The 25,489-nt window shown below is 70.7% G+C and carries 18 protein-coding genes; 8 read left to right on the top strand and 10 right to left on the bottom strand.

All coding sequences use genetic code 11. The features are described from left to right. Positions 1-4: 4 nt before the first annotated feature. The 3 genes from PIQ37_RS09900 to PIQ37_RS09890 form a co-directional block, all read right to left on the bottom strand. The gene (locus tag PIQ37_RS09900; RefSeq protein ID WP_407136589.1) at positions 5-2,731 is read right to left on the bottom strand and encodes a TonB-dependent receptor; all 2,727 of its coding nucleotides are present in this window, start codon (positions 2,729-2,731) and stop codon (positions 5-7) included. Positions 2,732-2,932: 201 nt separating this feature from the next. Beyond that, the gene (locus PIQ37_RS09895; RefSeq protein WP_342073334.1) at positions 2,933-3,604 is read right to left on the bottom strand and encodes an energy transducer TonB; all 672 of its coding nucleotides are present in this window, start codon (positions 3,602-3,604) and stop codon (positions 2,933-2,935) included. A gap of 235 nt (positions 3,605-3,839) precedes the next feature. Continuing rightward, positions 3,840-4,580, bottom strand: a complete 741-nt coding sequence (locus PIQ37_RS09890) for an SIMPL domain-containing protein (protein ID WP_342073333.1) — start codon at positions 4,578-4,580, stop codon at positions 3,840-3,842. A gap of 133 nt (positions 4,581-4,713) precedes the next feature. On the opposite strand from PIQ37_RS09890, the gene PIQ37_RS09885 reads away from it, so the two are divergent. From PIQ37_RS09885 to tldD, 4 genes are all read left to right on the top strand, one after another. Continuing rightward, the gene (locus PIQ37_RS09885; RefSeq protein ID WP_043092635.1) at positions 4,714-5,280 is read left to right on the top strand and encodes a Maf family nucleotide pyrophosphatase; all 567 of its coding nucleotides are present in this window, start codon (positions 4,714-4,716) and stop codon (positions 5,278-5,280) included. Continuing rightward, a complete protein-coding gene (gene rng, locus PIQ37_RS09880; protein ID WP_010340444.1) occupies positions 5,280-6,770 on the top strand; it encodes a ribonuclease G in 1,491 nt (496 codons plus the stop codon). Before PIQ37_RS09885 ends, rng begins: the two co-directional genes overlap by 1 nt. A 124-nt stretch (positions 6,771-6,894) precedes the next feature. Then, the gene (locus tag PIQ37_RS09875; protein WP_342073332.1) at positions 6,895-10,788 is read left to right on the top strand and encodes a YhdP family protein; all 3,894 of its coding nucleotides are present in this window, start codon (positions 6,895-6,897) and stop codon (positions 10,786-10,788) included. A gap of 182 nt (positions 10,789-10,970) precedes the next feature. Further along, entirely contained in the window at positions 10,971-12,413 is a 1,443-nt protein-coding gene (gene tldD, locus PIQ37_RS09870) for a metalloprotease TldD (protein ID WP_104609472.1), read from the top strand. A 147-nt stretch (positions 12,414-12,560) separates the two neighbouring features. Here tldD and yjgA read toward each other — a convergent pair whose 3' ends face one another. Continuing rightward, positions 12,561-13,157 carry a ribosome biogenesis factor YjgA gene (yjgA, locus tag PIQ37_RS09865; protein WP_342073331.1) on the bottom strand — a complete coding sequence of 199 codons (597 nt, stop codon included), beginning with the start codon at positions 13,155-13,157 and terminating at the stop codon, positions 12,561-12,563. A gap of 95 nt (positions 13,158-13,252) precedes the next feature. Between yjgA and pmbA the strand changes: the two genes are divergently transcribed. The 4 genes from pmbA to PIQ37_RS09845 all read left to right on the top strand — a co-directional run bounded on the left by pmbA (position 13,253) and on the right by PIQ37_RS09845 (position 18,095). Beyond that, positions 13,253-14,617, top strand: coding sequence for a metalloprotease PmbA (gene pmbA, locus PIQ37_RS09860; protein WP_342073330.1), 1,365 nt, complete (start codon positions 13,253-13,255; stop codon positions 14,615-14,617). Positions 14,618-14,947: 330 nt separating this feature from the next. Further along, the gene (locus PIQ37_RS09855) at positions 14,948-15,325 is read left to right on the top strand and encodes a DUF4870 domain-containing protein (RefSeq protein WP_017910613.1); all 378 of its coding nucleotides are present in this window, start codon (positions 14,948-14,950) and stop codon (positions 15,323-15,325) included. A 171-nt stretch (positions 15,326-15,496) separates the two neighbouring features. After that, on the top strand, positions 15,497-16,924 hold the full coding sequence (locus PIQ37_RS09850; protein WP_342073329.1) for a DUF1800 domain-containing protein: 1,428 nt from the start codon (positions 15,497-15,499) through the stop codon (positions 16,922-16,924). Between the two features lie 37 nt (positions 16,925-16,961). After that, positions 16,962-18,095, top strand: a complete 1,134-nt coding sequence (locus PIQ37_RS09845) for a DUF1501 domain-containing protein (RefSeq protein ID WP_342073328.1) — start codon at positions 16,962-16,964, stop codon at positions 18,093-18,095. A 95-nt stretch (positions 18,096-18,190) separates the two neighbouring features. Here PIQ37_RS09845 and PIQ37_RS09840 read toward each other — a convergent pair whose 3' ends face one another. From PIQ37_RS09840 to PIQ37_RS09815, 6 genes are all read right to left on the bottom strand, one after another. Further along, positions 18,191-19,285: a M35 family metallo-endopeptidase gene (locus PIQ37_RS09840; RefSeq protein WP_342073327.1), complete on the bottom strand. Its 1,095-nt coding sequence runs from the start codon at positions 19,283-19,285 to the stop codon at positions 18,191-18,193. 768 nt (positions 19,286-20,053) lie between these two features. Continuing rightward, on the bottom strand, positions 20,054-20,935 hold the full coding sequence (locus PIQ37_RS09835) for a polyprenyl synthetase family protein (protein ID WP_342073326.1): 882 nt from the start codon (positions 20,933-20,935) through the stop codon (positions 20,054-20,056). Beyond that, positions 20,925-21,188, bottom strand: a complete 264-nt coding sequence (locus tag PIQ37_RS09830; RefSeq protein ID WP_152182836.1) for an exodeoxyribonuclease VII small subunit — start codon at positions 21,186-21,188, stop codon at positions 20,925-20,927. Before PIQ37_RS09830 ends, PIQ37_RS09835 begins: the two co-directional genes overlap by 11 nt. Positions 21,189-21,219: 31 nt before the next feature. Beyond that, entirely contained in the window at positions 21,220-22,563 is a 1,344-nt protein-coding gene (gene tilS, locus PIQ37_RS09825; protein ID WP_407136590.1) for a tRNA lysidine(34) synthetase TilS, read from the bottom strand. A 641-nt stretch (positions 22,564-23,204) separates the two neighbouring features. Then, positions 23,205-23,732, bottom strand: coding sequence for a WG repeat-containing protein (locus PIQ37_RS09820; RefSeq protein ID WP_342073324.1), 528 nt, complete (start codon positions 23,730-23,732; stop codon positions 23,205-23,207). 44 nt (positions 23,733-23,776) lie between these two features. After that, positions 23,777-25,483 carry an alkaline phosphatase gene (locus PIQ37_RS09815; protein WP_295950644.1) on the bottom strand — a complete coding sequence of 569 codons (1,707 nt, stop codon included), beginning with the start codon at positions 25,481-25,483 and terminating at the stop codon, positions 23,777-23,779. Between the last annotated feature and the right edge of the window lie 6 nt (positions 25,484-25,489).

The following is a 25,489-nucleotide window of genomic DNA, read 5'->3' as shown; positions in this document are numbered from 1 at the left end:
GCGATCAGTTGAACGTGTACTTCGCGCCCACCGTGAAGTAGCGACCGATCGCGCCGCTGACGTGCAGCGGGTTGTAGTTGACCGCACCGTAGGTGGTCGGATCCAGCGGCGCGATCCGGTCGAACACGTTCTCCACCGACGCGCTCAGCTCGAACGCCTCGGTGATGTTCCAGCGGCCCGACAGATCGAAGGTGGTGAACGAGGCGATCTTCTTGACCGGCGTGCCGTCGGCGTAGAACGCCTGGTACTCGCCACCACGGCTGTCCTTGTTCTCGATGCTGTCGATGTAGTTCAGCACGCCGCTCACGCTCCAGCTGCCCTGCTTCCAGGTGGTACCGAAATTGATGCGGTCCTGCGGCGTGCCGATGCAGTTGGTCACGTCGCAGTTGCCATGCGTGCCCACGTAGTCGACGGTGCTGCCGCCTTCGGTACGCTCGAACTTGAGCAGGTGGCTCCACTGCGCGTCCAGTTCCAACTGGCCCGGGCCGATCGCGAAGGTCTGGCGGATGTCGGTGTCGATACCGCGCACGCGCGAGGAGTTCGCGTTCACGTAGCCAGTGTTGACCGCCAGGATGGTGCCGCTGTTGGCGACGCCGCCGATGTTGTTGCTGTCGCGCAGCACGTTGCCGGCAAGGATCGCATCGCGGGTGCTGCTCGGGGCGATCTCGTTGGTGCGCTTGATCTCCCAGCCGTCCACGGTCAGCGAGGTTGTCGAGGTCGGCTGCAGCACGAAGCCCACCGAGTAGCTCTTGGATTCCTCGGGCTTCAGCGCCGGGTTCGGGCGGGTGATGATCGCCACCGAACGCGTGCCGCACTCGCTGGCACTGATCGCACAGCGCACCGGATCGGCCGCATTGGAGAATGCGGCCAGGCCGCCGTTGCCGTTCTCGGCCGGGTTCGGCGCACGGAAGCCTTCGGCATAGCTGGCGCGCAGCGCGATCCACTCGGCCGGCGTCCACTTCACCCCCAGCTTCGGCGTGGCCTTGCCGTCGCCGCCGTCGTACTTGTCGTAGCGCAGCGCCGCCGACAGTTCCAGTTGCTCCAGCACCGGCGCCGACAGCTCGACATAGCCGGCATACACGTTCTGGGTACCGTCGTAGGCCGAGTAGCCCAGGCCGATGATGTCGCCGATATCGGTGTAGGTCTGCGGGGTCAGGCTGTTGCTGGTCTTGCGCCATTCCGCACCCAGCGCCAGGCCCAGCGGCCCGCCCTTGAGGTCGGCCAGGCTGCGCGAGACGGTGAAGTCGAACATGTCCAATGCGGACTTGGCGCGCGCGCTGATGGTCGGCGAGATGTAGTCGTACAACGCCTGCGAGTTGAGGTTGGCGTTGTCGCCGATGCGCCAGGTGCCGGCCGGGCAGGCCGGGTTGCCGAGCACGCAGCGCACGGCGCTGTAGCGCAGGAAGCCGGTGCGCTTGCTGCTCAGGTCGGTGCCCGAGTGCAGGTAGCCGGTGTCGTAGGTCCAGTCGCCCCAGTTGCCCTTCACGCCGACCAGGAAGCGGTTGAATTCGTTGGTGTTGTCGGTGACGCGCGGGCCCACGTCCCAGGCGCTGTAGCGCACGCGCGCGGCGTAGGGCAACGGGTTGTCCGGATGGCCGGCATAGAGCACCGTGGCGCCAGCACCGCTGTTGGCGTTGACCGGGCCGCCCGGGTAGCCCCAGCCGCCGGACACGTTGGACGGGGTATTGGAAAAGACCGTGTTCTTCTTCGAGTAGCCGATCTCGGTGTAGATCTCGCCGCCCTCGCCGAAGGCGAAGCTGGCGCGGCCGAACACATTGACGTACTTCTCTTTGGGCGACAGGTCGCGGAACTGCTGCACCGGATCCCACAGGCAGCCCTGCGCCTGCGAGGTGGTTTCGGTCTGTCCTGGGATGGTCGTCAGGCCGGCGCAGCCGGGCAGCGCGACCAGTTGTCCGGTGGTGTCGAACACGGAGCCGTTCGGGCCGTTCAGGCTGCCGATGTTGGTGCCGCCGCTGCGGTAGGCGCCACCGAGAAACTGTGCGTCCTGCGCGGCGTAGCCCCAGCGACGGATGTCGCCGGTACCGATCCACTTGCGGTCCTTGCGGTCGCCGATCTTGATCGCATCGGTCTTGCCCACGTCGAGGCTGAAGAACGCGTTCCAGCCATCGCTGGAGAGGTCGCCGGTGCCGGCAGTGAGGGTCGCTTTGCGCGCATCGCCATCACCGTCGCCGGAGATGCCGTAGGAGCCGCGCAGGATCGCGCCCTGGAAGTCGCTGCGCAGGATGATGTTGACCACGCCGGCGATGGCGTCGGAGCCGTAGATCGCCGAGGCGCCGTCCTTCAGCACTTCGACCCGCTCGACCGCATCCAGCGGGATGGTGCTGAGGTCGGTGAAGACCTTCTGGCCGTCGTCGGCCAGGCCATAGGTGGCCATGCGGCGGCCGTTCAACAACACCAGGGTGGAACCGGCGCCCAGGCCGCGCAGCGAGATGCCGGAGCCACCGCCTGCGAAACCTTGGCCGAAGCTCTTCGGCACCGCGCCGGCGCCATTGGCGGTCAGGGTCTGCAAATACTCGCCCAGCGAGGTCTTGCCGCTGCGGTCGATTTCCTGGCGGCTCACCACCTGCACCGGCGCCGGGGTCTCGGTGTTGGTGCGGGGAATGTTGGAGCCGGTGACGGTGATGCGGTCGAGATTGGTGGCCGCTTCCTGGGCGAGGGCGGCAGGGCCCGCGAGGGTGGCGAGAACGCCGGCGACGGAGGCGCACAACAGGGTACGGCGGGTTGCACGCCGTTGGGTCGAGGTGTTCACAGTTTCTCTCCTAACTGGAAACGCAGGTTGTGACTTTGTGGCGAAAGCGCCGACCTTTTGACGGTCAGCTGGTTTCCATCTAGGTGTATCTATCGTGAATAAACGGTGAATTTTTGCCTAACGCGCACGGCCGGGCGGTGCCCGGCCGGCGCATCACAGCCCTCAGCGGTCCATCGAAAAATCGACCGGTACCAGCCCGTACGCCTGCACCGGCGTGCCGTTCTGCAGCGCAGGCTTGAACGCCCAGCGCTTGAGCACCTGGTCGCGTGCGGCCTGGTCCAGCACCCGGTGGCCGCTGCTCTTCTCGACAGTGACCTGCAGCGGCTGCCCGTCGGTGCCGACCAGCACCCGCAGCAGCACGCTGCCCTGCAGGCGATCGCGCAGCGCGTCGCGCGGATACGGCGGCGCCGGCGCGCGCAGGTACTGCAACTGCATGCCGTCCACCGGCGCGCTCATGCTCGCCGGGGGCAGGCTGGGCGCGGCGATGCTGGGCGTGGGGTCGATGTTGGGCGCACTATCCAGCGCCACCGGGCTGCTGTCGAACGCTGGCGCCGGCGTCGAGGTCGGCACCGGCACCACGGTTGGAGTGCGCGGCTGCGTCGGCGTCTGCTTCTCGATGGTGGGAAGGACCGGCGGCGGCGGGGTGACCTGGACCACCACGGGTTGCTGCCAGCGCGGCTGCACCTGCGCCGGTTCCGGCGGCGCGGTCACGTGCGAGAGCGGGAGCAGCAGCAACAGGGCGGCCAGCAGGTGCAGGGCGATCGCGGTGCTGTAGGCCAGGACCCGGGACAGGTCGATGCGGAAGGACGGGGCGGGGAGTTGCGTGCGAACCATGGATCCACCTCTGCGATAGGAGTGTCGTGGACTGCGGTACGGCAAAAACGCACGGGCGCGGCGGATGGGGTCAGCGCGCCCGTCCGCGTTTCGACAGTGCGCCGGTCGCGGTGGCTTTGGCAAGAGGGCAGGGGCCAGCGCTGGGCGCGATCGCGACCAGGGCAGGGTGCCGCTGCAGCCGGACACGACGACGGCGCCCGCAGGCGCCGTCGCGAGGTGAGGGTCGGGACAGGGCTTACTTGCCCAGTTCGAACACCACGTCCAGGTTGACAGAGACGCTGCTCTCGCCCGGCGCGACCGGGGTGCTGTCCATCTCCGCCTTCATCGCCATCGTGCGCATCATCGGCATCGGCGGCCGCACGCCGCCGCTGCTGCCTTCGGAAATGCTGACGATGCGCCGCACCTGCAGGCCCAGTGCCTTGGCGTAGGTCTGCGCGCGTGCCTGCGCCTTCTTCAGCGCATCGACCCGCGCCTGGTCGTACAACGGTTCGGGGTTGTCGATCTCGAAGGTGGGACCGTTGATCTGGTTGGCGCCCTGCGCGGCCAGCGCGTCGAGCACCTTGCCGAGCTTGGCGATGTCGCGCACCTTGAGGTTCACCGAGTTGCTGGCCTGGTAGCCGATGATCTGCGGGGCCTGGTTCTCGGCGTACTTGTACTGCGGGTTGAGGCTGACCCCGCTGGTCTGCACGTCCTTGTCGGCGATGCCGGCGGCGCGGATCGCGGCCAGCACCTTGGTCATCTGCTCGGCGTTCTGGCGCATCGCCGCGGCGCTGTCGGTGGCCTGGGTGACCACGCCGGCGGAGATGGCGGCGACGTCGGGCGCGCGCTTGGCCTCGGCCTGCGCGGCGATGTTGAGCAGGGTGCCGTCGGCGGGCACGGCGTAGCCGGGCGCGGCGGATTGGGCGTGGGCGGTCATCGTGCCTCCTAGGGCGAGGGACAGGGCCAGCAGCAGCGGGCGGACGGACAATGCGCGCATCGATGTTCTCCTTGTGAAGATTGGGCGAGGGTGTTGCCGCGACGATGAACGCGTCGTGATCTTCGCCGGGGTCGAAGCGATCGTCCCGCAATTAGCGATCGTTCAGTCAGTCCGGTCGGGTTATCCTTCGGCCATGCTGTATCTCGCGTCCCGTTCCCCTCGCAGAAACGAACTGCTGACCCGCCTCGGCGTGCCGTTCCGGATCCTCGATCTCGAGGTGCCGGAAGTGCGCGCGGCCGACGAGTCGGCGCAGGCCTATGTGCGCCGGGTGGCGCTGGACAAGGCCCGCGCCGGGTTGGCGCAACTGGCCGATGCCGCCGATGCGGTGGTGCTCGGCGCCGACACCGAAGTGGTACTGGACGACCGCGTGTTCGGCAAGCCGGCCGATGCCGAGGATGCGGCGGCGATGCTGGCGGCCCTGTCCGGGCGCACCCACCAGGCGATGACGGCGGTGGCGCTGGTCGCCGCCGGCCGCGAAGAGCTGGTGCTGGTGCCGACGGCGGTGACCTTCGCCGACTTGTCCGCACGCGACATCGCCGACTACGTGGCCAGCGGCGAGCCGATGGGGCGGGCCGGCGCGTATGCGATCCAGGGCGGCGCCGAACGTTTCGTCAGCCGTCTCGACGGCAGTTATTCCGGGGTGATGGGCCTGCCCCTGCACCAGACCCACCACCTGCTGCGCACCTTCGGAGTGCTGTGATGTCGCAAGAGATCCTGGTCAACGTCACACCACGCGAGACCCGGGTGGCCGTCATCGAGAACGGCATGCTGCAGGAGCTGCACATCGAGCGCGGCTGGCGCCGCGGCGTGGTCGGCAACATCTACAAGGGCCGCGTGCAGCGGGTGATGCCGGGCATGCAGGCCGCCTTCGTCGAGGTCGGGTTGGAGCGCGCGGCGTTCCTGCACGCCAACGACGTGGTGCGGCCGGCACCGGTCGGCAACGGCGACACCGAGGAAGCCACGCCGCTGCCGGTCTCGGCGGCGGTGCCGATCGTGGAACTGCTGCGCGACGGCCAGGACATCGTGGTGCAGGTGGTCAAGGACCCGATCGGCAGCAAGGGCGCGCGGCTGACCACGCAGATCAGCATTCCCTCGCGCTATCTGGTGCTGCTGCCGCAGTCGCGGGTGATCGGCGTGTCGGCGCGGATCGAGGACGAGGCCGAACGGCAGCGCCTGAAGACCCTGGTCGCCGACCTGGCCGCCAGCCACGGCGGTTTCGGCTACATCATCCGCACCAATGCCGAGGGCCAGCCGGCCGAGGCCCTGGCCGAGGACATCGCCTACCTGTCGCGGGTCTGGAACGTGGTCGAGCGGCGCGGCCGCGACGGCGCCCCGGCCAGCATCATCTACGAGGACCTGAGCCTGCCGCTGCGTGCGGTGCGCGACCTGATCCGCAAGGACGTGGAGAAGGTCAAGGTCGATTCGCACGAGACCTTCGAACGGCTGCAGGCCTTCGTCGCCAAGTACATGCCGGTGCTGGCCGAGCGCCTGGAGCTGTACACCGGCGACCGCCCGATCTTCGACCTGTACGGGGTCGAGGACGAGATCGCCCGCGCGCTGGACAAGCAGGTGCCGCTGAAGTCCGGCGGCTACCTGGTCATCGACCAGACCGAGGCGATGACTACCATCGACGTCAATACCGGCTCGTTCCTGGGCCAGCGCAACCTCGAGGAGACGGTGTTCCGCACCAACCTGGAGGCGGCGCAGGCGGTGGCGCGGCAGCTGCGGCTGCGCAACCTCGGCGGCATCATCATCATCGACTTCATCGACATGGACGATGCCGAGCACCGCCGCCAGGTGCTGCGCACGCTGGAGAAGGCGCTCTCGCGCGACCACGCCAAGACCACGGTGTACGAGTTCTCGCCGCTGGGCCTGGTGGAGATGACCCGCAAGCGCACCGTGGAGAGCCTGGAGCGGCAGCTGTCCGAACCGTGCCCGGAATGCAGCGGGCGCGGCTCGATCAAGACCGCCGAGACCGTGACCTACGAGATCTTCCGCGAGATCACCCGCGCGGTGCGCCAGTTCGACGCGGCGCGCCTGCTGGTGATCGCCTCGACCAAGGTGGTGGCGCGCATCACCGACGAGGAATCGGCGGCGGTGGCCGAGCTGGAGGAATTCCTCGGCAAGACCATCCGCTTCCAGGCCGACGAACAATACCTGCAGGAGCAGTTCGACGTGGTGTTGTTGTGAGGCTGGGATTCGGGATTGGGGATTGGGGATTGGTTGAGCGGCTGGATCGCGACCGGTTACCGTCCGCGCGCATCGCGTTGGCTGTTGCGAATCTCCAATCCCGACTCCCCACTCCCCGCACCTGATGCACACCCCCCTGCGCCGCCGCCTGCGCCTGGCTCGCCGTTTCGCGTTCTACGCGGTGGCGATCGGGCTGGTGTGCGTTGCACTGGCGGTAGGCGCGCTGAGCCAGGCGCTGCCGTTCGTGGAGCGGCATCCGCAGCAGGTGGCGGCGTGGCTGAGCGAGCGTGCCGGGCGGCCGATCCGCTTCGACCGGCTGGAGACCGCCTGGACCCGGCGCGGCCCGCTGTTGCGCCTGGACGGGCTGCGCATCGGCGCAGGCGACGGCGTGCGCATCGGCCAGGCCGAGGTGCTGGTGTCGATGTACGCGGGGCTGTTGCCCGGGCGCTCGTTCACCGAACTGCGCCTGCGCGGCCTGGCGCTGACCCTGCTGCGCGCCGACGACGGCAACTGGAGCGTGCAGGGCCTGCCGACCTCGGGGCAGGGCGGCGATCCGCTGAATGCGCTGGAGGGACTGGGCGAGCTGCAGGTCATCGATGGCCGCCTGCGCGTGCACGCCCCGTCGCTGGGCCTGGAAGCGCAGGTGCCGAAGATCGACCTGCGGATGCGCGTGAACGGCCAGCGCCTGCAGGTGGGAGTGCAGGGCTGGAGCGATCTGCAACAGGCGCCGCTCACCGCGGTGCTGGAGCTGGACCGGCGCAGTGGCGATGGCCAGGCCTACCTGGCGGTGCGTCCGGCGGAGCTGGCGGGCTGGGCCGGCCTGCTGCATGCGGCCGGCATCGAACTGCAGGGCGGCGTCGGCGACGTCCAGGCCTGGCTGGACCTGCAGCAGCGCCGGGTCGCCGGGGTGACCGTGGACGCCACGCTGCGCGAGCTGCGCCTGCGCGGTGCGCCGCTGGCCGACGGGCGCACCCGGCCGCAGCTCGCCTTCACCACCTTCCGCGCCAAGGCGCGCTGGCGCCAGATCGACGGCGGCTGGCGGCTGGATGCGCCGCAACTGCAGTTCGGCCAGGCCGGACAGGCACTGCAACGCCTGGACGGGCTGACCGTGGCCGGCGGACGCCGTTTCGCCCTGTACGGCGATCGGCTCGACCTGGCGCCGCTGATCGCGGTGGCCGGGCTCAGCGACCGGCTTTCGCCCAGCCTGCGCAGTTGGTTGGCGGTGGCACGGCCGCGCCTGCAACTGACCCAGGTGGCGGTGAGCGGGGTTCCCGGCGGTCCGCTGTACGGCCAGGGTCGTCTGGCCGACCTGGCGTTCGCGCCGGCGGGCGGTGCGCCCGGCGTGAGCGGGTTGCGCGGCCGCTTCGACGGCGATGCCCAGGCCGGCGAACTGGCGCTGGACGCCGGCAGCCCGGTCCGCGTCGACTGGCCCAGCGGCTTCGGCGTGGTCCACCAGGTCCAGTTGGCCGGGCGTATCGTCGCCTTCCGCGATGGCGACGGCCTGCGCGTGGCGACCCCCGGGCTGCGCGTGCAGGGCAGCGACTACGGCGCCGACGTGCGCGGCGGGCTGCGCTTCCAGAATGATGGCTCGCGGCCGTGGATCGACCTGGCTGCCGACCTGCAGGAGGCGCCGGTGGTGGCGGCGAAGAAGTTCTGGGTCCACTCCAAGATGAGCAAGGCCGCCACCGACTGGCTCGACGCCGCACTGCAGGGCGGGCGCCTGCGCGACGGCCATGCGCTGGTTTCCGGCGACCTGGACGACTGGCCGTTCGCCGACCACAACGGCCGCTTCGAGGCGACCGCGCGGCTGGAGGACGCCAAGGTGCGCTTCCAGCACGACTGGCCGGCGGTGGAGAACGTGGACGCCAGCGTCGCCTTCATCGGCAACGGCTTCGAGGTGCACGGCCGCGGCAGCATGGGCGGGGTGCCGGTGGAGCAGCTGTCGGCGGCGCTGCCCGACTACAAGGAAGGCCAGCTCAGCGTGCTGGCCAGTACCCGCGCCGAGACCGGCAAGTTGCTGGCGATGCTGCGGCAGAGTCCGCTGCACGCCCATTACGGCGACACCCTGGATGCGCTCAGCGCGTCGGGGCCGGCCGATGTCACCTTCGACCTGCTGCAGCCGCTGCGCGCCGACATCGGCACCCACCACCTGCGCGGCACGGTCGACCTGCTCGGCGCGCGCATCGCCGACAAGCGCTGGGACCTGGCCTTCGACGACATGCGCGGCAGCGCCAATTACAGCGATACCGGGTTCGCCGCGCAGAAGCTGAGCGTGGCCTACCAGGGCCACCAGGGCGAACTGGCGCTGCGCGCCGGCGACGGCGTGCAGGATCCGCAACAGGCCTTCGAGGCCGCGCTGAGCGCGTCGCTGGACGCGAACGAACTGCTCGACCGGGTGCCGGAAATGGCCTGGCTCAAGCCGTACGTGCAGGGTCGCTCGCGCTGGAACATCGGCGTCGGCCTGCCCAAGACGCCCGACGGCGGCGCGCAGCCGCCGACCCGGCTGCAGCTGCGCTCGGACCTGGTCGGCACCCAACTGCTGATGCCGGCGCCGATGGACAAGGGGCCGGCCACGCCGCTGGCGACCTCGGTCAACGTGCCGCTGCCGGTCGGCAGCGGTCGCATCGAGGTGGCCTTCGGCAAGCTGATGGCGCTGGCGGCGCGTAGCCAGGGCGGCAAGACCGGCGTGCGCGTGGTGATGGGCAGCGACCACGTCGCCGACGAACCGCCGGCCAGCGGCCTGGTGGTCAGTGGGCGCACCGCGGCATTGAACGCCATCGACTGGATCGGCGTGGTCAGCCGCCCCGATCCGAACGCCGCCGCGGCCAACGGCGGCGAAGATCCGATGCCGCTGCGTCGCATCGAGATCCTGGCCGACCATCTGCTGCTGCTGGGCGGGGTGTTCGACAACACCCGCCTGCGCCTGCTGCCGCAGGCCGACAGCATCGACGTGCACCTGGACGGCCCGGCCCTGGCCGGTGACCTCAGCGTGCCGACCAAGGATGGCGGCGTGCTCGGCGGACGCCTGGCGCGGGTGCACTGGCGCTCGGCCACGGCCACATTGCCGGTGGCGAACGGCACGCCGACGGCGGTGGTCGCCACGCCCGCCGACAGCGGGGCCGCCGGCAGCGCCGGCCCGGTCCCGGCCGGCCCGTTCGCCGACAGCCTGGACCCGGCCACGATCCCGGCGCTGGCGCTGGACGTGGACGACCTGCGCTTCGGCGCGATGACCCTCGGCGCGGCTTCGCTGCGCACGCGCAAGCTCGCCGACGGCATGCAGGTGGACCAGCTGCACCTGCGCTCGGACAAGCAGAAGATCGACATCAGCGGCGACTGGCGCGGCAAGGGCGCCACTGCCCGGACCCAGCTCAACGCCAGCGTCGACAGCCGCGACCTCGGCGAACTGATGCAGAACCTGGACTTCGGCGGGCAGGTGCGCGGCGGCGAAGGCCAGCTCACGCTCAGCGCGGCCTGGCCGGGCACGCCGGCCGGCCTGCAGCTGGCCACGGTGCAGGGCCAGCTCGATGTGGCCGCGCGCAATGGGCAGTTGCTGGAGTTGAACCCGGGCGCCGGGCGCGTGCTCGGCCTGCTCAGCGTGGCGCAGTTGCCGCGGCGGCTGATGTTCGATTTCCGCGACTTCTTCTCCAAGGGCTTCGCCTTCAACCGCATCGACGGCCAGATCCGTTTCGGCAACGGCCTGGCGCGCAGCGACAACATGGTCATCGATGGCCCCGCCGCGGAGATCAAGGTGCGCGGCGAGGCCGACCTGCGCGCCCAGCAGTTCGACCAGACCATCGACGTCAATCCCAAGTCAGGCAACCTGCTGACCGTGGTCGGCGCGGTGGCCGGCGGGCCGGTCGGCGCGGCGGTCGGCGCCGCCGCCAACGCGGTGCTGGGCAAGCCGCTGGGCAACATCGGCGCGCGCACCTACCGGGTCACCGGGCCGTGGAAGGATCCCAAGGTGGACGTGATCGAGCGCGAGTCGGCGCGGCCGCCGGCGCCGTCGGGTACACCCTAGATGCGCGCCGTCGGTAGGAGCGGCTTCAGCCGCGACGGGCATCATCGGTAACGCCCGTCGCGGCTGAAGCCGCTCCTACGGAAGGGGACGTGGTGATGACAGAGACCCACGGCGCGCTGTCCATTCGCGTTCGGTGCCGCCCGCCGCTTGCACTGCGCGCCTTCGTCCCCCATGTTGAGCCCATGAACGATCACGCCCTGAGTCTCGCCGAAACCCGCCTGTTGCTTCCCGCCGGCCTGGATGCCACCAGCCTGGAGCGCGCCTTCGGCACGCTGCTCGGCCCCGGCATCGACTTCGGCGACCTGTATTTCCAGCATTCGCGGCGCGAGAGCTGGAGCGTGGAGGACGGCATCGTCAAGGATGGCGCCCACTCCATCGAGCAGGGCGTGGGGGTGCGCGCGATCTCCGGCGAGAAGACCGGCTTCGCCTATTCCGACGACATCCACCGTGATGCGCTGCTGGCTGCGGCGCAGTCGGCGCGGGCCATCTCCCGCGACGGCGGCGCGCAGCCGGCGCACGCGCTGCAGCGCGGTGGCGGCCGCGCGCTGTATCCGGCGCTGGACCCGGTGGACGCGATGGACAACGCGCACAAGGTGGAACTGCTGCGGCGGCTGGACCAGTACCTGCGCGCCGCCGATCCGCGCGTGCAGCAGGTGATGGTGAGCCTGTCCGGCGGCGTGGACACGGTGCTGGTGGCGCGCAGCGACGGCGTGCTCGCCGCCGACGTGCGCCCGCTGGTGCGGTTGAACGTGCAGGTGATCGTCGAGCAGCAGGGCCGCCGCGAATCCGGCTATGCCGGCGGCGGCGGCCGCTACGACTACACCACGCTGTTCGCCGACGGCCGCCCGGAAGCCTTCGCCCGCGAGGCCTTGCGCCAGGCGCTGGTGAACCTGGAGGCGGTGCCGGCGCCGGCCGGGGTGATGCAGGTCGTGCTCGGGCCGGGCTGGCCCGGCGTGCTGCTGCACGAGGCGGTCGGCCACGGCCTGGAAGGCGACTTCAACCGCAAGGGCACCAGCGTCTATGCCGGCCGCATCGGCCAGCGCGTCGCTTCGCCCGGCGTCACCATCGTCGACGACGGCACCCTGGACGGCCGCCGCGGCTCGCTCAACGTCGACGACGAGGGCACCGCGACCAACTGCACCACCCTGATCGAGGACGGCGTGCTGGTCGGCTACATGCAGGACACGCTCAACGCGCGGCTGATGGGCGTGGCGCCGACCGGCAACGGCCGCCGCGAATCGTTCGCGCACCTGCCGATGCCGCGCATGACCAATACCTACATGCGCGCCGGCCAGCACGATCCCGAGGAGATGATCCGTTCGGTGAAGAAGGGCCTGTACGCGGTCAACTTCGGCGGCGGCCAGGTCGACATCACCAGCGGCAAATACGTGTTCTCGGCCACCGAGGCCTACCTGATCGAGGACGGCAAGGTCACCGCGCCGGTGAAGGGCGCCACCCTGATCGGCAACGGCCCGGAGACCATGCAGAAGGTGCGCATGATCGGCCACGACCTGGCGCTGGACGAAGGCGTCGGCGTCTGCGGCAAGGACGGGCAGAGCGTGCCGGTGGGCGTCGGCCAGCCGTCGCTGCTGATCGACGGGCTGACCGTGGGCGGGACGGCCTAGGAGCCGGGAGTGGGGATTCGGGAATCGGGAATCGGTAAAGCTGCACTCGGTTGCTGTGGCGATACCGATGCGTGTGGTCGGCGTCGCCGCTCAGCGCGCCGAAGTGGTCGCGGGTGGGTCACCTTGCGTGGCCCGCGTCGCGTCGCCTCAGTCGCGCGTGTCGTCTTCGAACGCCGCGTCGTCGTCCGCGTCATCGGGTCCCAAGTCCCGGGTCCCGGGTCCCGCCGCCTCCAGGATCATCTCGCGCAGCTCCCGGAACAACTCGCGGTAGGCGTGCGGCGGTTTGTTCTTCAATCGCTCGTCCTTGGCGTTGCGGACCAGCTGGCGCAGCCGCTGGCGGTCGGCGTCGGGATGCTCGGCCAGCAGCTCGGCCAGCGCGGTGTCGCCTTCGGCGAGCAGCCGCTCGCGCCAGTCCTCGACCCGGTGCATGGCCGCCACTTCGCGGCGCGCGCTGTCGCTGTTGACGTCCATCGCCTCGCGGATCGCCTCCAGCACCGCCTCGTCCTCGCGTCGCATCTGCTTGGCCAGGAACGCCAGCTGCCGCTTGTGCGCGATGTGCGAAGTGATGCGCTTGGTCTCGGCGATGTGCGGCAGCAGCGACTCGGGCACCGGCAGCTTGGCCAGTTGCGCCGGGGTCAGCGCCACCAGCTTCTCGCCCAGGCTCAGCACTTCCAGCGCCTCGCGGCGTTGCTGGCTGCGGCTTTCGCCGCGGAATTCACCGGTGTCTTCGTCGCGTCCGCGCATGCTCGTACTACTCGATCGGGCTGGAAATCAAATCAACACATCCGGCCAGGACGGCCGGACAGGGGCGAAGGGATTCGCACAACAAGGATAAAGCATTGAACGCGATCACCCCCGATTTGCACCGCGACGACAGCCAGCAGCGCCTGGAGCGCCTGTCCGACATCGCCGAGCGGCTGCTGGCGCGCGCCCGCGCGCTCGGCGCCAGCCAGGCCGAGGTCAGCTGCAGCGAAGACCGCGGGCTGGACGTCAACGTGCGCCTGGGCGCGGTGGAGACGGTGGAGTCCACCCGCGACCGCGGCATCGGCGTCACCGTCTATTTCGGCCAGCGCAAGGGCAGCGCCAGCACCGCCGACCTGCACGAGTCCAGCCTGGAGGCCACCGTGGCCCAGGCCTGCGCGATCGCCCGCTACACCGAGGACGACGTGGCCGCCGGCCTGGCCGAGGCGGCGCTGATGGCCCGCGAGCAGCCGGATTTCGACCGCTGGCATCCGTGGCCGCTGCAGGCCGAGGAGGCGATCGACCTGGCGCTGGCCTGCGAGGCCGCCGGCCGCGACGCCGATGCGCGGATCAGCAATTCCGACGGCGCCTCGGCCGGCAGCAGCGAGAGCCTGTCGGTCTATGCCAATTCGCACGGCTTCGTCGGCTGCGAGCGCAGCACCCACCATTCGATCGCCTGCACGCTGATCGCCGGGCAGGGCGACGGCATGCAGCGCGACGGCTGGTACAGCAGCGCGCTGGCGCGCGAGGACCTGGAGCGCGCGTCGGCGATCGGCCGCCGCGCCGCCGAGCGCACCGTGGCGCGGCTGCAGCCACGCTCGCTGCCGACCGGCGAAGTGCCGGTGCTGTTCGCGCCGGAGATGGCGCGCTCGCTGATCGGGCATCTGCTCGGCGCCGTGTCCGGCGGCGCGCTGTATCGCCGCGCCAGCTTCCTGCTCGACAGCGCCGGCACCCGCCTGTTCCCGGAGTGGTTCGCGATCGACGAATTGCCGCACCTGCGCCGCGGCCTGCGCTCGGCCGCCTTCGACGGTGAGGGCGTGGCCACCCGCGAGGCGCCGCTGGTGCGCGACGGCGTGCTGCAGCGCTACGTGCTGGGCAGCTACTCGGCGCGCAAGCTGGGCCTGCAGACCACCGCCAATGCCGGCGGGGTGCACAATCTGCAGGTGGCGGCCAATGCCACCGATCTGCAGACCATCGTCAAGGGCCTGCCGCGTGGCCTGCTGGTCACCGACCTGATGGGCAACGGCGTCAACCCGGTCACCGGCGACTACTCGCGCGGTGCCGGCGGCTTCTGGATCGAGAACGGCGAAATCGCCTATCCGGTGGACGAAATCACCATCGCCGGCAACCTGCGGCAGATGTTCCAGGACATCGAGGCGGTCGGCGCCGACATCGACGTGCGCTCGCACGTGCACATCGGTGCGGTGCTGGTCGGCAGGATGACGGTGGCCGGCAACGACTGAGCGCCGCAACGCGCACCGATCCAGGTGCGCGCGTCGGCGGCCACGCACGCGTGTAGCGCGCGGCATCGCCGGTCACGCGTTTGAGTGGGGCGAGCGCTGGCGGTTTCTGCGGACCTGTGAACGTCGCGATGGGCGGCGCCCGATCGTCCAGGCGATGCCATGCACGTCGATGCGCGCGCGATCCGCCGCCGTATGGGGCGATGGGCGGGTAGGCCGCGCACCGTGGTGCTTTCCCGGCGCACCCGGCCTCGCTTGACAGCGCCGCGCCGGCCGCCGAGAGTGACGCGCCAAACGTCTTGTCCCCCTCACCACCAAAGGAACGGAATACCGATGAGCGAATTCGACAACGTCACTGCCCCGCCGCCGCCGCCGGCCTCGGCAGGCCCCCAGGAAGATCGCACTGTCGCGCTGATCACCCATCTGTCCGGGATCATCGCCGGCTTCATCGTGCCGCTGATCATCTGGCTGGTGAACAAGGACAACCCGGCCAAGTCCTTCCTCAACGACCAGGCCAAGGAAGCGCTGAATTTCCAGATCACCGTCGCCATCGCATACGTGATCTGCGTGGTGCTCAGCGTGATCGTCATCGGCGGACTGCTGATGCCGGTGGTGTGGGTGGTGAACCTGGTGTTCTGCATCCTGGCCGGCATCAAGGCCAACGACGGCGTCGCCTACCGCTACCCGTTCGCGCTGCGCCTGATCAAGTAAGCGCGCCCCCGACGCGTCCCCGAAGGCCCGGCCGCTCACCGGGCCTTTTTTGTGCCCGCGCCGCGCTGCGGCGGGAGGCCGCAGGGCGGCCAGGCGCAACGCCGCCACCGGCCGGTCAACCGCGGCCCGTGCTGCGCGTTTGCAAGGCTGTCGCCATCACCGGAGCGCTGCATGATCCGCCGCGAGAGCTTGAGCGCCGCCAACCGCTTCGGCCTGGGTGCCCGTCCCGGGGACCTGGTTGCCATGGGCGAGCCGCGCGCCTGGCTGGCCGCGCAACTGCAGTCGCCGCCGCTGGCGCCGGCGCTGCAGGGCCTGCCCGACAGCCTGGCCTACCTGCGCCGCGAGGCCGACTACCAGCGCGAACGCCGCCAGGCGCGGCAGCAGGCGGCCGGCGATCCGCAGCAGGCCGCCCAGCAGGCGCAGCAGGCCGCGCGCGGGCTCTATCGGCAGGCACAGGCGCAGGAACTGGCGGCGCGCTACCGGGTCGCGGTGTCCAGCCCGGCCGGATTCGCCGAGCGCCTGGTGCAGTTCTGGTCCAATCATTTCGCGGTCTCGGTCGACAAGCGTGCGGCCGCGCTGTACGCGGCGCCGATGGAGCGCGAGGCGATCCGCCCGCACTGCATGGGCCGCTTCGCCGACCTGCTGCTGGCGGTGGAGCGGCACCCGGCGATGCTGCGCTACCTGGACAACGCCAATTCGGTCGGCCCCGACTCGTTGCTGGCGCAACGTGCGCAGCGCCGGGCCCTGCGCCTGGATCCCGAACGTCCCGTGCGCCGCCTGGGGCTCAACGAGAACCTGGCGCGCGAGATCCTGGAACTGCACACGCTGGGCGTGGACGGCGGCTATACCCAGGCCGACGTCACCGAACTGGCGCGTGCGATCACCGGCTGGGGCGTGCCGGCGCCACGCGATTTCGAGCAGGGCGCGCCCGCCAGTGCCTTCGTGTTCGGCGCGCCGGCGCATGCCGCCGGCAGCCGCCTGGTGCTGGGCCGGCGCTATGCCGAGGACGGCGTGGCGCAGGGCGAGGCGATCCTGACGGCGCTGGCGCGCCACCCGGCCACGGCGCAGCACGTCTCGTTCAAGCTAGCCCGGCATTTCGTCCGCGACGATCCGCCGCCGGCCTTGGTGCAGCGCATGGCGGACGCGTGGCGGCGCAGCGATGGCGACCTGCGCCACGTCTACCGCGCGCTGATCGACAGCCCCGAGGCCTGGGACGCGCAGGCACGCAAGTTCAAGCCGCCACAGGATTTCGTGGTGTCGGCACTACGAGCCGGTGGTGCCTGGCCCGAGGCGCTGCCGCAGCAGAAGACCGTGCTGACCCTGCTGGCGCGGATGGGGCAGCCGCCGTTCACGCCGCGCTCGCCGGCCGGTTACGCCGACGTGGCGGCGGAATGGAGCGGTGCCGACGCGCTGTGGAAGCGCGTGCAGGCCGCCGAGGCGCTGGCCGGGATGGCCCCGGGCGAGCCGTTGGCATTGGCCGCGACCGCGTTCGGCGACGGTCCGGACGCGGACACGCTGACCGCCGTGCGGCGCGCCGAATCGCCGCGCGAAGGCGTGGCGGTGCTGCTGGCCAGCCCGGCCTTCCAATGGCGCGCCTGAGCGGCGCGCGGTCCGATCCGCGATGGGAGAAGCTCCGATGCAACTGACACGCCGTCGTTTCCTTGCCGCCAGCGGTGCGGCTACCGTGTTGAGCCTGTGGTCGGGCAGCGGCCTGGCCGCGCCGGGCGCCGACACGCGCCTGCTGGTGGTGCTGCTGCGCGGCGCGCTGGACGGGCTGCATGCGCTGGTGCCGAGCGCCGACCCCGACTACGCACGCCTGCGCGGCGCGCTGGCGCCACAGCAGACCCTGGCCCTGGACGGCAGCTTCGCGCTGCATCCGGCGCTGGCGTTCGCGCAGGAGCTGTACGCGCGCAAACAGTGGCTGCCGGTGGTGGCGGTGGCGCCACCGTACCGCGAGCGCTCGCACTTCGAGGCGCAGGATTGTCTGGAGAACGGCACCGCGCGACCCAGCGGTGCCTCCAGCGGCTGGCTCAATCGCTGCGCGCTGGCCCTGCACGGTGCCGAGGCGGTGTCGGTGAGCGCGGTGACGCCGCTGATCATGCGCGGCCCGGGCGCGGTGAACAGCTGGTCGCCGCCGCTGCCGAGCGCGGTCAATCCGATCCTGCTGCAGCGCCTGCAGCCGCTGTATGCCGCCGATCCGCACCTGGCCGGCGATTTCGCGCGCGCGCTGCGCGAGCAGGGCATGCAGGTGGACAGCGTCAAGGGTGGGCAATTGCCGCAGGCGATGAGCGCGGCGGCCAGCTTCATGGCCAAACCCGACGGGCCGCGGATCGGGTTCGTCGAGGATGCCGGCTGGGATACCCACGGCAACCAGGCCGCGGTGCTGCAGCGCAAGCTGGGCGAACTGGATGCGGGGCTGCGCGCGTTCCACGATGGCGCGCAGGCCTGCTGGTCGCGCAGCGTGGTCGCGGTGGTGACCGAATTCGGCCGCACCGCGGCGGTGAACGGCACCGGCGGGACCGACCATGGCACCGGCGGCGTGGCGTTCCTGGCCGGCGGCGCGGTGCGCGGCGGGCGCATCGCGGGAGACTGGCCCGGCTTGTCGCCGCGGGCCTTGAACGAGGGCCGCGACCTGCGCGCCACCAGCGACCTGCGCAGCCTGTTCCGGCACGTGCTCGGCGCGCATCTGGGCGTGTCCGAGCGCGCACTGGACACCCAGGTGTTTCCCGGCAGCGCGGGGCTGCCCAGGTTGGAGGGTCTGGTGGCCTAGGACACCAAGCGGGCACAGAGCGTGCGGCCTGGGCCGCACGCGAACCGGGCGCCGACGGGAGGTCGGCGCCCGGGGACATCACCGGCGTGCCGGACTCAGTTCTGCGACGGATTGTTCTCGGCGAAGTACTCGTGGCTGTCGGCGTTCTTCACCGCGCGCGCCGGATCGCTCTTGGCCAGGCTCTTGGCCGCGCTCTGGCCGTACGCGGTGTCCTGCGTGCCGGCGACCACGCTGAAGTGGCTCATTTCGTGGATCAGGGTGCCGGCCTTGGAGTCGGTGCCGGTCAGCGGTGCGCTCCAGAACGCATTGCACACGTAGATCTGGTACGGCTGGTTCGGATACACGTAGGCGTAGGAGCTGTCGCTGCAGCCGCAGTTGATGGTGATCTGGCCGTTGTTCTGGTCGATCGCCGAATCGATGTTGACGAAGTTGGAGGTGGCGGTGCTGTAGCGGCTGGCGTTGTAGGCGCCGAACCAGGTGGTGTAGCGCGCGCCGGTGCTGCCGCCGTTGAGGTAGGTCTTGGCGTTCTGCGAGTAGGTGCGCGCCGCGTTCACCGCACTGCCGATGGTGCTGATCTGGCTGGTGCTGCACGAGGCGTAGTTGACGCCGTTGACCACCGCCTGCGGGCCGACCATCAGGTCGTTGCGCACCGCATGGCCGCGGCCGCCGTCCAGCCATACCGTCAGCGGCGCGCTGGACAGGGTCTGCGGCTCACCGTCGGCGCGCAGCATGCGCGCGCCATCGGCGAGCGCGGCGCCCTGCAGCGGCGCGTCGAGGCGGATGCTGTAGTTGCCGCTGCGGGTCAGGTCGTAGGCGCGGCTCAGGTCGATCTGCGCCTGCTCCGCTTCGCCCGGCTGCAACACCACCATGTCCTCGGCGCGCGGCGCGGCGCGCTTGACCAGGCGCCCGACGTAATCCACCGGCTTGCCGTCGCGCTGCACCTGGAACAGCGCGTTGTCGAGATCGCCCAGCGGCAGTTCCCACTTGGGCACGCGCGCGACCTGCGTGCCGGTGTTGCGCACGGTCACCGCCATCTGGCCGCGCTGCTGGCCGTCGGCATCGGCGACCGGGGTCAGTTCGACCTGCAGCGGCGCGGGCGTACGCGTGAGTTGCGATTGCGCAGTGGCCGCCGAGATGATGCCGACCAGGCTGAAGCCGATCGCTGCCGAGATCCGGGATGCGTGTTTCATGCAGTCTCTCTCCGTCGAAAGTGGGCGCCCCATGACAGGGGCCGAAGCAAACTAGCCCGGTGCTGCGCGCGTGCGCGTCGCAGGTGCGTTTGTCTTCGATTTCGTCCAGCGAAGCGCGCGCCAGGTCTCAGTATCGGCATCGCGGACAGACATCGCCGCGTGTGCGTGTCGCGCTGCAGCGGCCTTGCCGCAGCGGCACGCGCTGGATCGAGTGCAACGTTGCGATCGGTCATGTGGCGATTACGCTCGCACCGTGCGTGTGCGTGTGCGTGTGCGTGCAGTGCATGGAGATCGTGCTGGTGGCGGCGTTTGCCGAAGGCGATGAGGATGTCCGGGATCTCCATTCGCCGCAGCCGGCGTCATCGCGATCTGCAGCGGTATGCGCGGCTTCGGAGTTTTTGCGACAACGCGGGTTGCCGTGGCGTGAGATGCGCCTGGTTGCCTGGTGTGGGAGTCAACTGTCATGCATCCGCGACGATCGGCGTAGCGGACGATCGGACCGCGAAAGCAGTCGGGACTGAAGTCCCTCCCACATTGCCCCAGACACCTCACCTACAGCGCCTGTAGGAGCGGCTTCAGCCGCGACACATGTCATCGGTAATGCCTGTCGCGGCTGAAGCCGCTCCTACGACAGCGCCTCTGGTCATCAAGGGCTACGCGCGGCCAGCACCAGCATCCATCCCTGGTTTCGCGGATGCGGTGCAGCGCCTGCGCGGCTAATGACGCGTGCGGCCCAGCCGCAACCATCGCACGCGTCGAGCGCGGCGATCAGTGCGCGCGATCGACCGCGAGCCGCGCCAGCGCCGCCAGCGCATCGGCGTCGGTGCCATAGCCGTGCAGGCTGTCCTGCATCGCCTGCGCCAGCTCGGCCAGCTTGGCCTTGGCGCCGTCCATGCCCAGCAGCGCAGGGTAGGTGGACTTGGCCTGCGCGACGTCCTTGCCGGCGGTCTTGCCGAGCTGTTCGGAACTGGCTTCCACGTCGAGGATGTCGTCGCGCACCTGGAAGGCCAGGCCCAGCGCGGTGGCGAAGCTGTCCAGTTGCGCGAGCGCGGCGGCGTCGGCGCCGCCGCCAAGCGCGCCCAGGCGCACGCTGGCGCGGATCAGCGCGCCGGTCTTCAGCGCATGCATGCGTTGCAGGTCGGGCAACGCCTGCACGCGGCCGGTGGCGTCGATGTCCAATGCCTGGCCGCCGCACATGCCGGCCGCACCGGCGGCCTCGGCCAGGGTCTGCAGCCACTGCACGCGCAGCGTCGCCGCCGCGTCCTCGGCATTGGCCAGCAACGCGAACGCCAGGCTCTGCAGCGCGTCGCCGGCGAGGATCGCGGTGGCTTCGTCGAAGGCGATGTGCACGGTCGGCTGGCCGCGGCGCAGGGCATCGTCGTCCATCGCCGGCAGGTCGTCGTGGACCAGCGAATACGCGTGGATCAATTCCACCGCCAGCGCCGGTGCATCCAGGCGCGCGGCGTCGGCGCCGAACAGCGCGCCACTGGCGTAGACCAGCAGCGGGCGCATGCGCTTGCCGCCGCCGAGGGTGGCGTGGCGCATCGCTGCGTGCAGGCGCTGCGGCGCCAGCGTGGCTGCCGGCAACTGCGCCTGCAGGCCGGCTTCCACCCGTTCGCGCCAGCGCGCGAACGCCGCGTCAGCCGCCATGGGGCGGCACGGGATCGAAGGGTTCGGCGCTCTCGGGCTGCTCGGGATCGCTGAGCAGGCGCACGCGCAACTCCGCCTGCTCCAGCGCCTGCTGGCATTGCCGGTACAGGCCCACGCCGCGCTCGTAGGCGCTGAGCGACTGTTCCAGGCTAAGGTCGCCGGCTTCCATCTTCTCCACCAGCACTTCCAGCTCCTCGAGCGACTGCTCGAAGCGCGCGACCGGGGAGGCATCGTCTTGGGACTTCTTGGGCATGGCGAAAGTGTGCGCGGCGGCGGCGGCAGGGTCAATGCGAGGCGGGTGCAGCCACCGGCAGCGGATCCAGCGCCAGGTGCGCGGCGTGCGCCTGCAGCCAGGCGTGCAACGGCGCGGCCAGCAGGTCCGGGCCGGCGGCCAGCAGTTGCGTGGCGTCGAACAGCAGCGGCAGGCGCAGGCGCTGCCACGGCGGCAACGCCTGCGTCTGCAGCAGGTGCTTCAGTGCCTGCGACTGCGTCCGCCCCGGCAGGCGCAGGCGTTCGCCGCCGCGGCGCGCGCGCACCAGCAGCGGCGTATCGAAGGCCAGCGTGGTGTCGGCGCGCAGGTGCAGGCGGCGACCATCGGGCAACGGTAGCGGCGCGCGGCCGTCCCACTGCGCCTGCCAGTCGGCAGGCCAGGGCGCGAGGTCGCGCTCGGCGTAGAGCGTGTCGCGCCAGCTGCGCACGCAGGCGCCGTGCCAGGCGAACTGCGCCGCGGCATCGGCGCGCGGCTGCAGCAGGTCACGTTCGATCGCGGCCAGCCCGGCCGCCGGCAACGGCGGCAGGCCGGCCTGCGCGACCCAGCGTCGCAGCACGCGCGCGCGCCGCGCCGCGGGCAGGGCGCGCAGCGGCGCGAGCGGCAGCGGGGCGCCGGGGGCGTGCTGCAGCGCATCGAGCGCCATGCGGTCGTCCACCTCCAGCAGTGCACTGGCGTCGGCGCATAGCTGCGCGCTGCGGGCGAGGGCGGCGTCGGCATGCGGCCAGCGCTGGCGCAGCAGCGGCAGCACCTGCAGGCGCAGGAAATTGCGGTCGAAGCCAGGATCGGCATTGCTGGGGTCGTCGATCCACTGCAGGCCGTGCTGCTGCGCATAGGCGTGCAGCACGCTGCGCGGCTGCGCCAGCAGCGGCCGCCACAGGTGGCTGCCGGCGAAGTCGGACAGCGCCTGCATCGCCGCCAGGCCATCGGGCCCGGAGGCGCGCAACGCGCGCAGCAGGAAGGTCTCGGCCTGATCGTCGCGGTGCTGCGCCAGCGCCAGCCATTCGCCGGGCTGCATGGCCTGTGCGAAGGCGTGGCGGCGCGCCTGCCGCGCGGCTGCTTCCAGGCCATCGCCGCTGTCGCGCGGCACCTGCACCCGCACCACCTGCAGCGGCACCGCCAGCGCCGCGCACAGCTGCGCGCTCTGCGCGGCCCAGGCGTCGGCGTCGGCATGCAGGCCATGGTGCACGTGCAGCGCGCGCAGGCCCGCGTGGCGGTACGACGGCTGCTGCGCGAGCAGGTGCAGCAGCACGCTCGAATCCAGCCCGCCGCTGAGGCCGATCAGCAGCGGCGCCGGCGCCGGATCGGGCAGCACGGCGGCGAGTGCGGACAACGGGGGCGTAGAGGCATGCGGCGGCATCGCGTCACTGTAGACGCAAGCGCACTTCAGTGCGAAGTGCGGCATGGCGAGGTCTTTGAGCACGAGCAGCGTTGTGGGAGAAGTTCAGTCCTGACGCCTTTCAGTTCAATGCGTCGGGACTGAAGTCCCTCCCACAAGAGCAGATCCGTGCACTCGGGACCATCACGGTTGCCTGCTCAGCCCGGCGGCCGCTCGATGTTGGCCGCCAGCACCTGACACCCGGTCTGCGGCCAGCGCGCGACGGCGTCTGAAACAGCACGAACGTTGGTTGGCGCGCTGTGGGAGGGGCTTCAGTTCCGACGCCTTCCAGTTCAATGCGTCGGGACTGAAGTCCTTCCCACAAGAGAAGTTCCGTGCACCCGGGACTATCTTGGTTGCTTGCTCAGTTCGGTGGCCGCTCGATGTCGGACGCCAATACCTGACACTCGGTCTGCGGCCAGCGCGCGACGGCGTCCGAAACAGCGCAACCATTGGCTGGCGCCCTGTGGGAGGGACTTCAGTCTCGACGCGGGGATGTCTCACCTCGCGGACGAGACGATTCACCGGACATCGCGGAGATGCAGCAGGAGACGCGTTGCAAGAGAACCAGCCTTGGCGAGCTTCTCCGCAACACCGCGGCCATGCCGCACACGGTCATCGGCTCAGCGCGTCGGCGCCGGCACTTCGCGGTTATGGCGGTCGATGGAGTACCAGCGGCCACCCTGCATCGGCGTGTGGCCGTCGGTGTCGGGCGTGCCCGCGCTGCAGCCGTCGCAGACCGCGGCGACGCCGTGCTCGAACGGCCAGGCGAAGTCGTGAACCGGCGCGATCACCTCGCGCAGCTGCCGGTCGTAGAAGCCGATGCGGCCGTGAAAGATGCCGCGGGTCAGCCCTTCAGCGAAACCATCCGGACCGTTGTCCCAGGTGATCACCGGCAGGCTGCGTCCGTCGGCGCGCACGTAGTAGAAGCGTGCGCCGACGCTCAGCAGCGCCAGCCCGTCGCGATCGAAGGACAGGCGCCGCAGCGCCTGTGGCGTCAGTACCAGGCGTTCGTCGGCGCCGAGCCGGCAGCCCGGCACCACCGGCCGATCGGTATTCGGGTCGCCGAGTCGACAGGCCTCGGTGGCCGGTTGCGCCGCAGCCGCCGGCACCGTGCCGAGCGCGGTAAACGCAGCGAACCCTGCGAGCACCGCAACGGCCACGCACAGGCGGCCGCGGTGCGGCCGACGCCGCCTCATTGCGCGGTGGCGGCGCTGGTCATGAATGCCGCCGGCTTGGGCAGCTCCACCGGCACGCCGTCGCCGTTGCAGGTGCCCGCCTGGCACAGGCGCGCGCGCAGCGTCGGCGTGGCCTGCACGATCACGTGGTAGATCACGTTTTCTTCCAGGCTGCCGCGGAACGCGTTGCTGCCGGGGCCGCGCGCCCAGATACCGACGTCGTCGCCGCCATGGGTCTCGGCCTTGGTCGGCACCAGCGCTTCCTGCATGAAATCCGGGCTTTCGGTGTCGACGTGGGTCAGGTCCGGGCGGCCGTTGGCCGGCTCGAAGTTGCTCGGCGCATGCGGGAAGGTCTTGACCCCGGCCGGCTGCTGGTTGCTGGCGCCGGTGTAACCGGGACCGTTGGCGTAGCTGAGCGTGGCGTAGGGCTGGCCGTTGCCGTCCAGCGCCAGGTCGCCGGTGTTGGCGTCCTCGCCGCTGGTGCCGCGCACCTTGCCCAGGATCGGGTTGCCGCGCTGCGGGTAGCCGACGAAGTTCAGCGTGTGCGAGTGGTCGGCGGTGACGATGATCAGCGTGTCCTCGGCCGAGGTCGCATCCGCCGCGGCCTGCACCGCCTGCGACAGGGCGATGGTCTCGTCCAGCGCGCGATAGGCGTTGCCGGCGTGGTGCGCGTGGTCGATGCGTCCGCCTTCGACCATCAGCACATAGCCGTTCTTGTCCTGCGACAGGGTGCGGATCGCGGCCTTGGTCATCTCGGCCAGGCTCGGGTCGCCATTGGCGCTGCGGTCGCGGTCGTGGTCGAACTGCATGTGGTCCGGCTCGAACAGGCCCAGCAGCGCCGGCGCGTTCTGCGCCGCTTCCAGTTGCCCGCGGGTCCACACGTAGGCGCCCTGCGGATGGCGCTGGCGCCATTCGCCGACCAGATCACGGCCGTCCAGGCGCAGGCCGACCTTGTCGTCGTACTCGGGGTCGCGCTGCTCGACGGTGGTGAACTGGCCGCGGCCACCGGCCAGCATCACCTGCGGGCCGCGCCCGAAGCGGGCGCTCACCATCTGCTGGGCGATGTCGCGGCAACCCTCGGCCACCGCCTTCTCCGGCAGGTCGGCATCGCTTTCCCAGTTGCGCTCGGGCACGTGCGCGTAGGTCGCGGCCGGGGTCGCGTGGGTGAGACGGGTGGTGGTGACGATGCCGGTGCCCATGCCGGCGCTGTCGGCCAGTTCCAGCCAGCTCAGCAACTGCTTGCCGAGGCTGTCGGCGCAGGCGTCTCGCTTGCCGGCGGCCACGCCGATCGCGCCCATGTGGGTCTTCACCCCGGTGGTGATCGAGGTCATGGTGCCGGCCGAATCCGGCGTCTGCGAATCGGTGTTGTAGGTTTTGCTCAGCGCGGTGGCGGGGAACGCCTCCCACGACAACTGGTTCTCCTCGCCCGAGGCGCCCTTGCGCTGGCCGTCGAGGATGCGCGCGGCAGCAACCGTGGTGAGGCTCATGCCGTCGCCGAGGAACAGGATCACGTTCTTGGCCTTGCCGCGCATCGCACCGTTGTTGGCGGCCTTGGCGGCGCCGCTGCGGTACCACCAGGCCGGAGTCTCGCCGGCCGGATGGGCCACGGCGGGGACGACGATCGGCGCGACGTTGGCGCTGGCGGCCGGCGCGTGCGGCGTGCTGGCGCAGGCGCCCAGCAGCAGGGTGGAGGCGGCGGCGAGGGCGGAAACGGGAAGGCGCATACGCAG

The sequence above is a fragment of the Xanthomonas protegens genome (assembly GCF_038442435.1).
GTDB classification, from domain to species: Bacteria; Pseudomonadota; Gammaproteobacteria; order Xanthomonadales; family Xanthomonadaceae; genus Xanthomonas_A; species Xanthomonas_A sontii.
The sequence above is the reverse complement of the archived record's forward strand: the minus strand, read 5'-3'. Positions and strand labels throughout refer to the sequence as shown.

Bases quoted from the DNA above. Each gene is read 5' to 3' on its own strand.
- PIQ37_RS09855 (WP_017910613.1), top strand. From the start codon at position 14,948: ATGAGCGAATTCGACAACGTCACTGCCCCGCCGCCGCCGCCGGCCTCG.
- PIQ37_RS09840 (WP_342073327.1), bottom strand. From the start codon at position 19,285: ATGAAACACGCATCCCGGATCTCGGCAGCGATCGGCTTCAGCCTGGTC.
- PIQ37_RS09835 (WP_342073326.1), bottom strand. From the start codon at position 20,935: ATGGCGGCTGACGCGGCGTTCGCGCGCTGGCGCGAACGGGTGGAAGCC.
- yjgA (WP_342073331.1), bottom strand. From the start codon at position 13,157: ATGCGCGGACGCGACGAAGACACCGGTGAATTCCGCGGCGAAAGCCGC.
- tldD (WP_104609472.1), top strand. From the start codon at position 10,971: ATGAACGATCACGCCCTGAGTCTCGCCGAAACCCGCCTGTTGCTTCCC.
- PIQ37_RS09850 (WP_342073329.1), top strand. From the start codon at position 15,497: ATGATCCGCCGCGAGAGCTTGAGCGCCGCCAACCGCTTCGGCCTGGGT.
- rng (WP_010340444.1), top strand. From the start codon at position 5,280: ATGTCGCAAGAGATCCTGGTCAACGTCACACCACGCGAGACCCGGGTG.
- PIQ37_RS09830 (WP_152182836.1), bottom strand. From the start codon at position 21,188: ATGCCCAAGAAGTCCCAAGACGATGCCTCCCCGGTCGCGCGCTTCGAG.
- PIQ37_RS09845 (WP_342073328.1), top strand. From the start codon at position 16,962: ATGCAACTGACACGCCGTCGTTTCCTTGCCGCCAGCGGTGCGGCTACC.
- tilS (WP_407136590.1), bottom strand. From the start codon at position 22,563: ATGCCGCCGCATGCCTCTACGCCCCCGTTGTCCGCACTCGCCGCCGTG.
- PIQ37_RS09885 (WP_043092635.1), top strand. From the start codon at position 4,714: ATGCTGTATCTCGCGTCCCGTTCCCCTCGCAGAAACGAACTGCTGACC.
- PIQ37_RS09895 (WP_342073334.1), bottom strand. From the start codon at position 3,604: ATGGTTCGCACGCAACTCCCCGCCCCGTCCTTCCGCATCGACCTGTCC.
- PIQ37_RS09815 (WP_295950644.1), bottom strand. From the start codon at position 25,483: ATGCGCCTTCCCGTTTCCGCCCTCGCCGCCGCCTCCACCCTGCTGCTG.
- PIQ37_RS09875 (WP_342073332.1), top strand. From the start codon at position 6,895: ATGCACACCCCCCTGCGCCGCCGCCTGCGCCTGGCTCGCCGTTTCGCG.
- PIQ37_RS09890 (WP_342073333.1), bottom strand. From the start codon at position 4,580: ATGCGCGCATTGTCCGTCCGCCCGCTGCTGCTGGCCCTGTCCCTCGCC.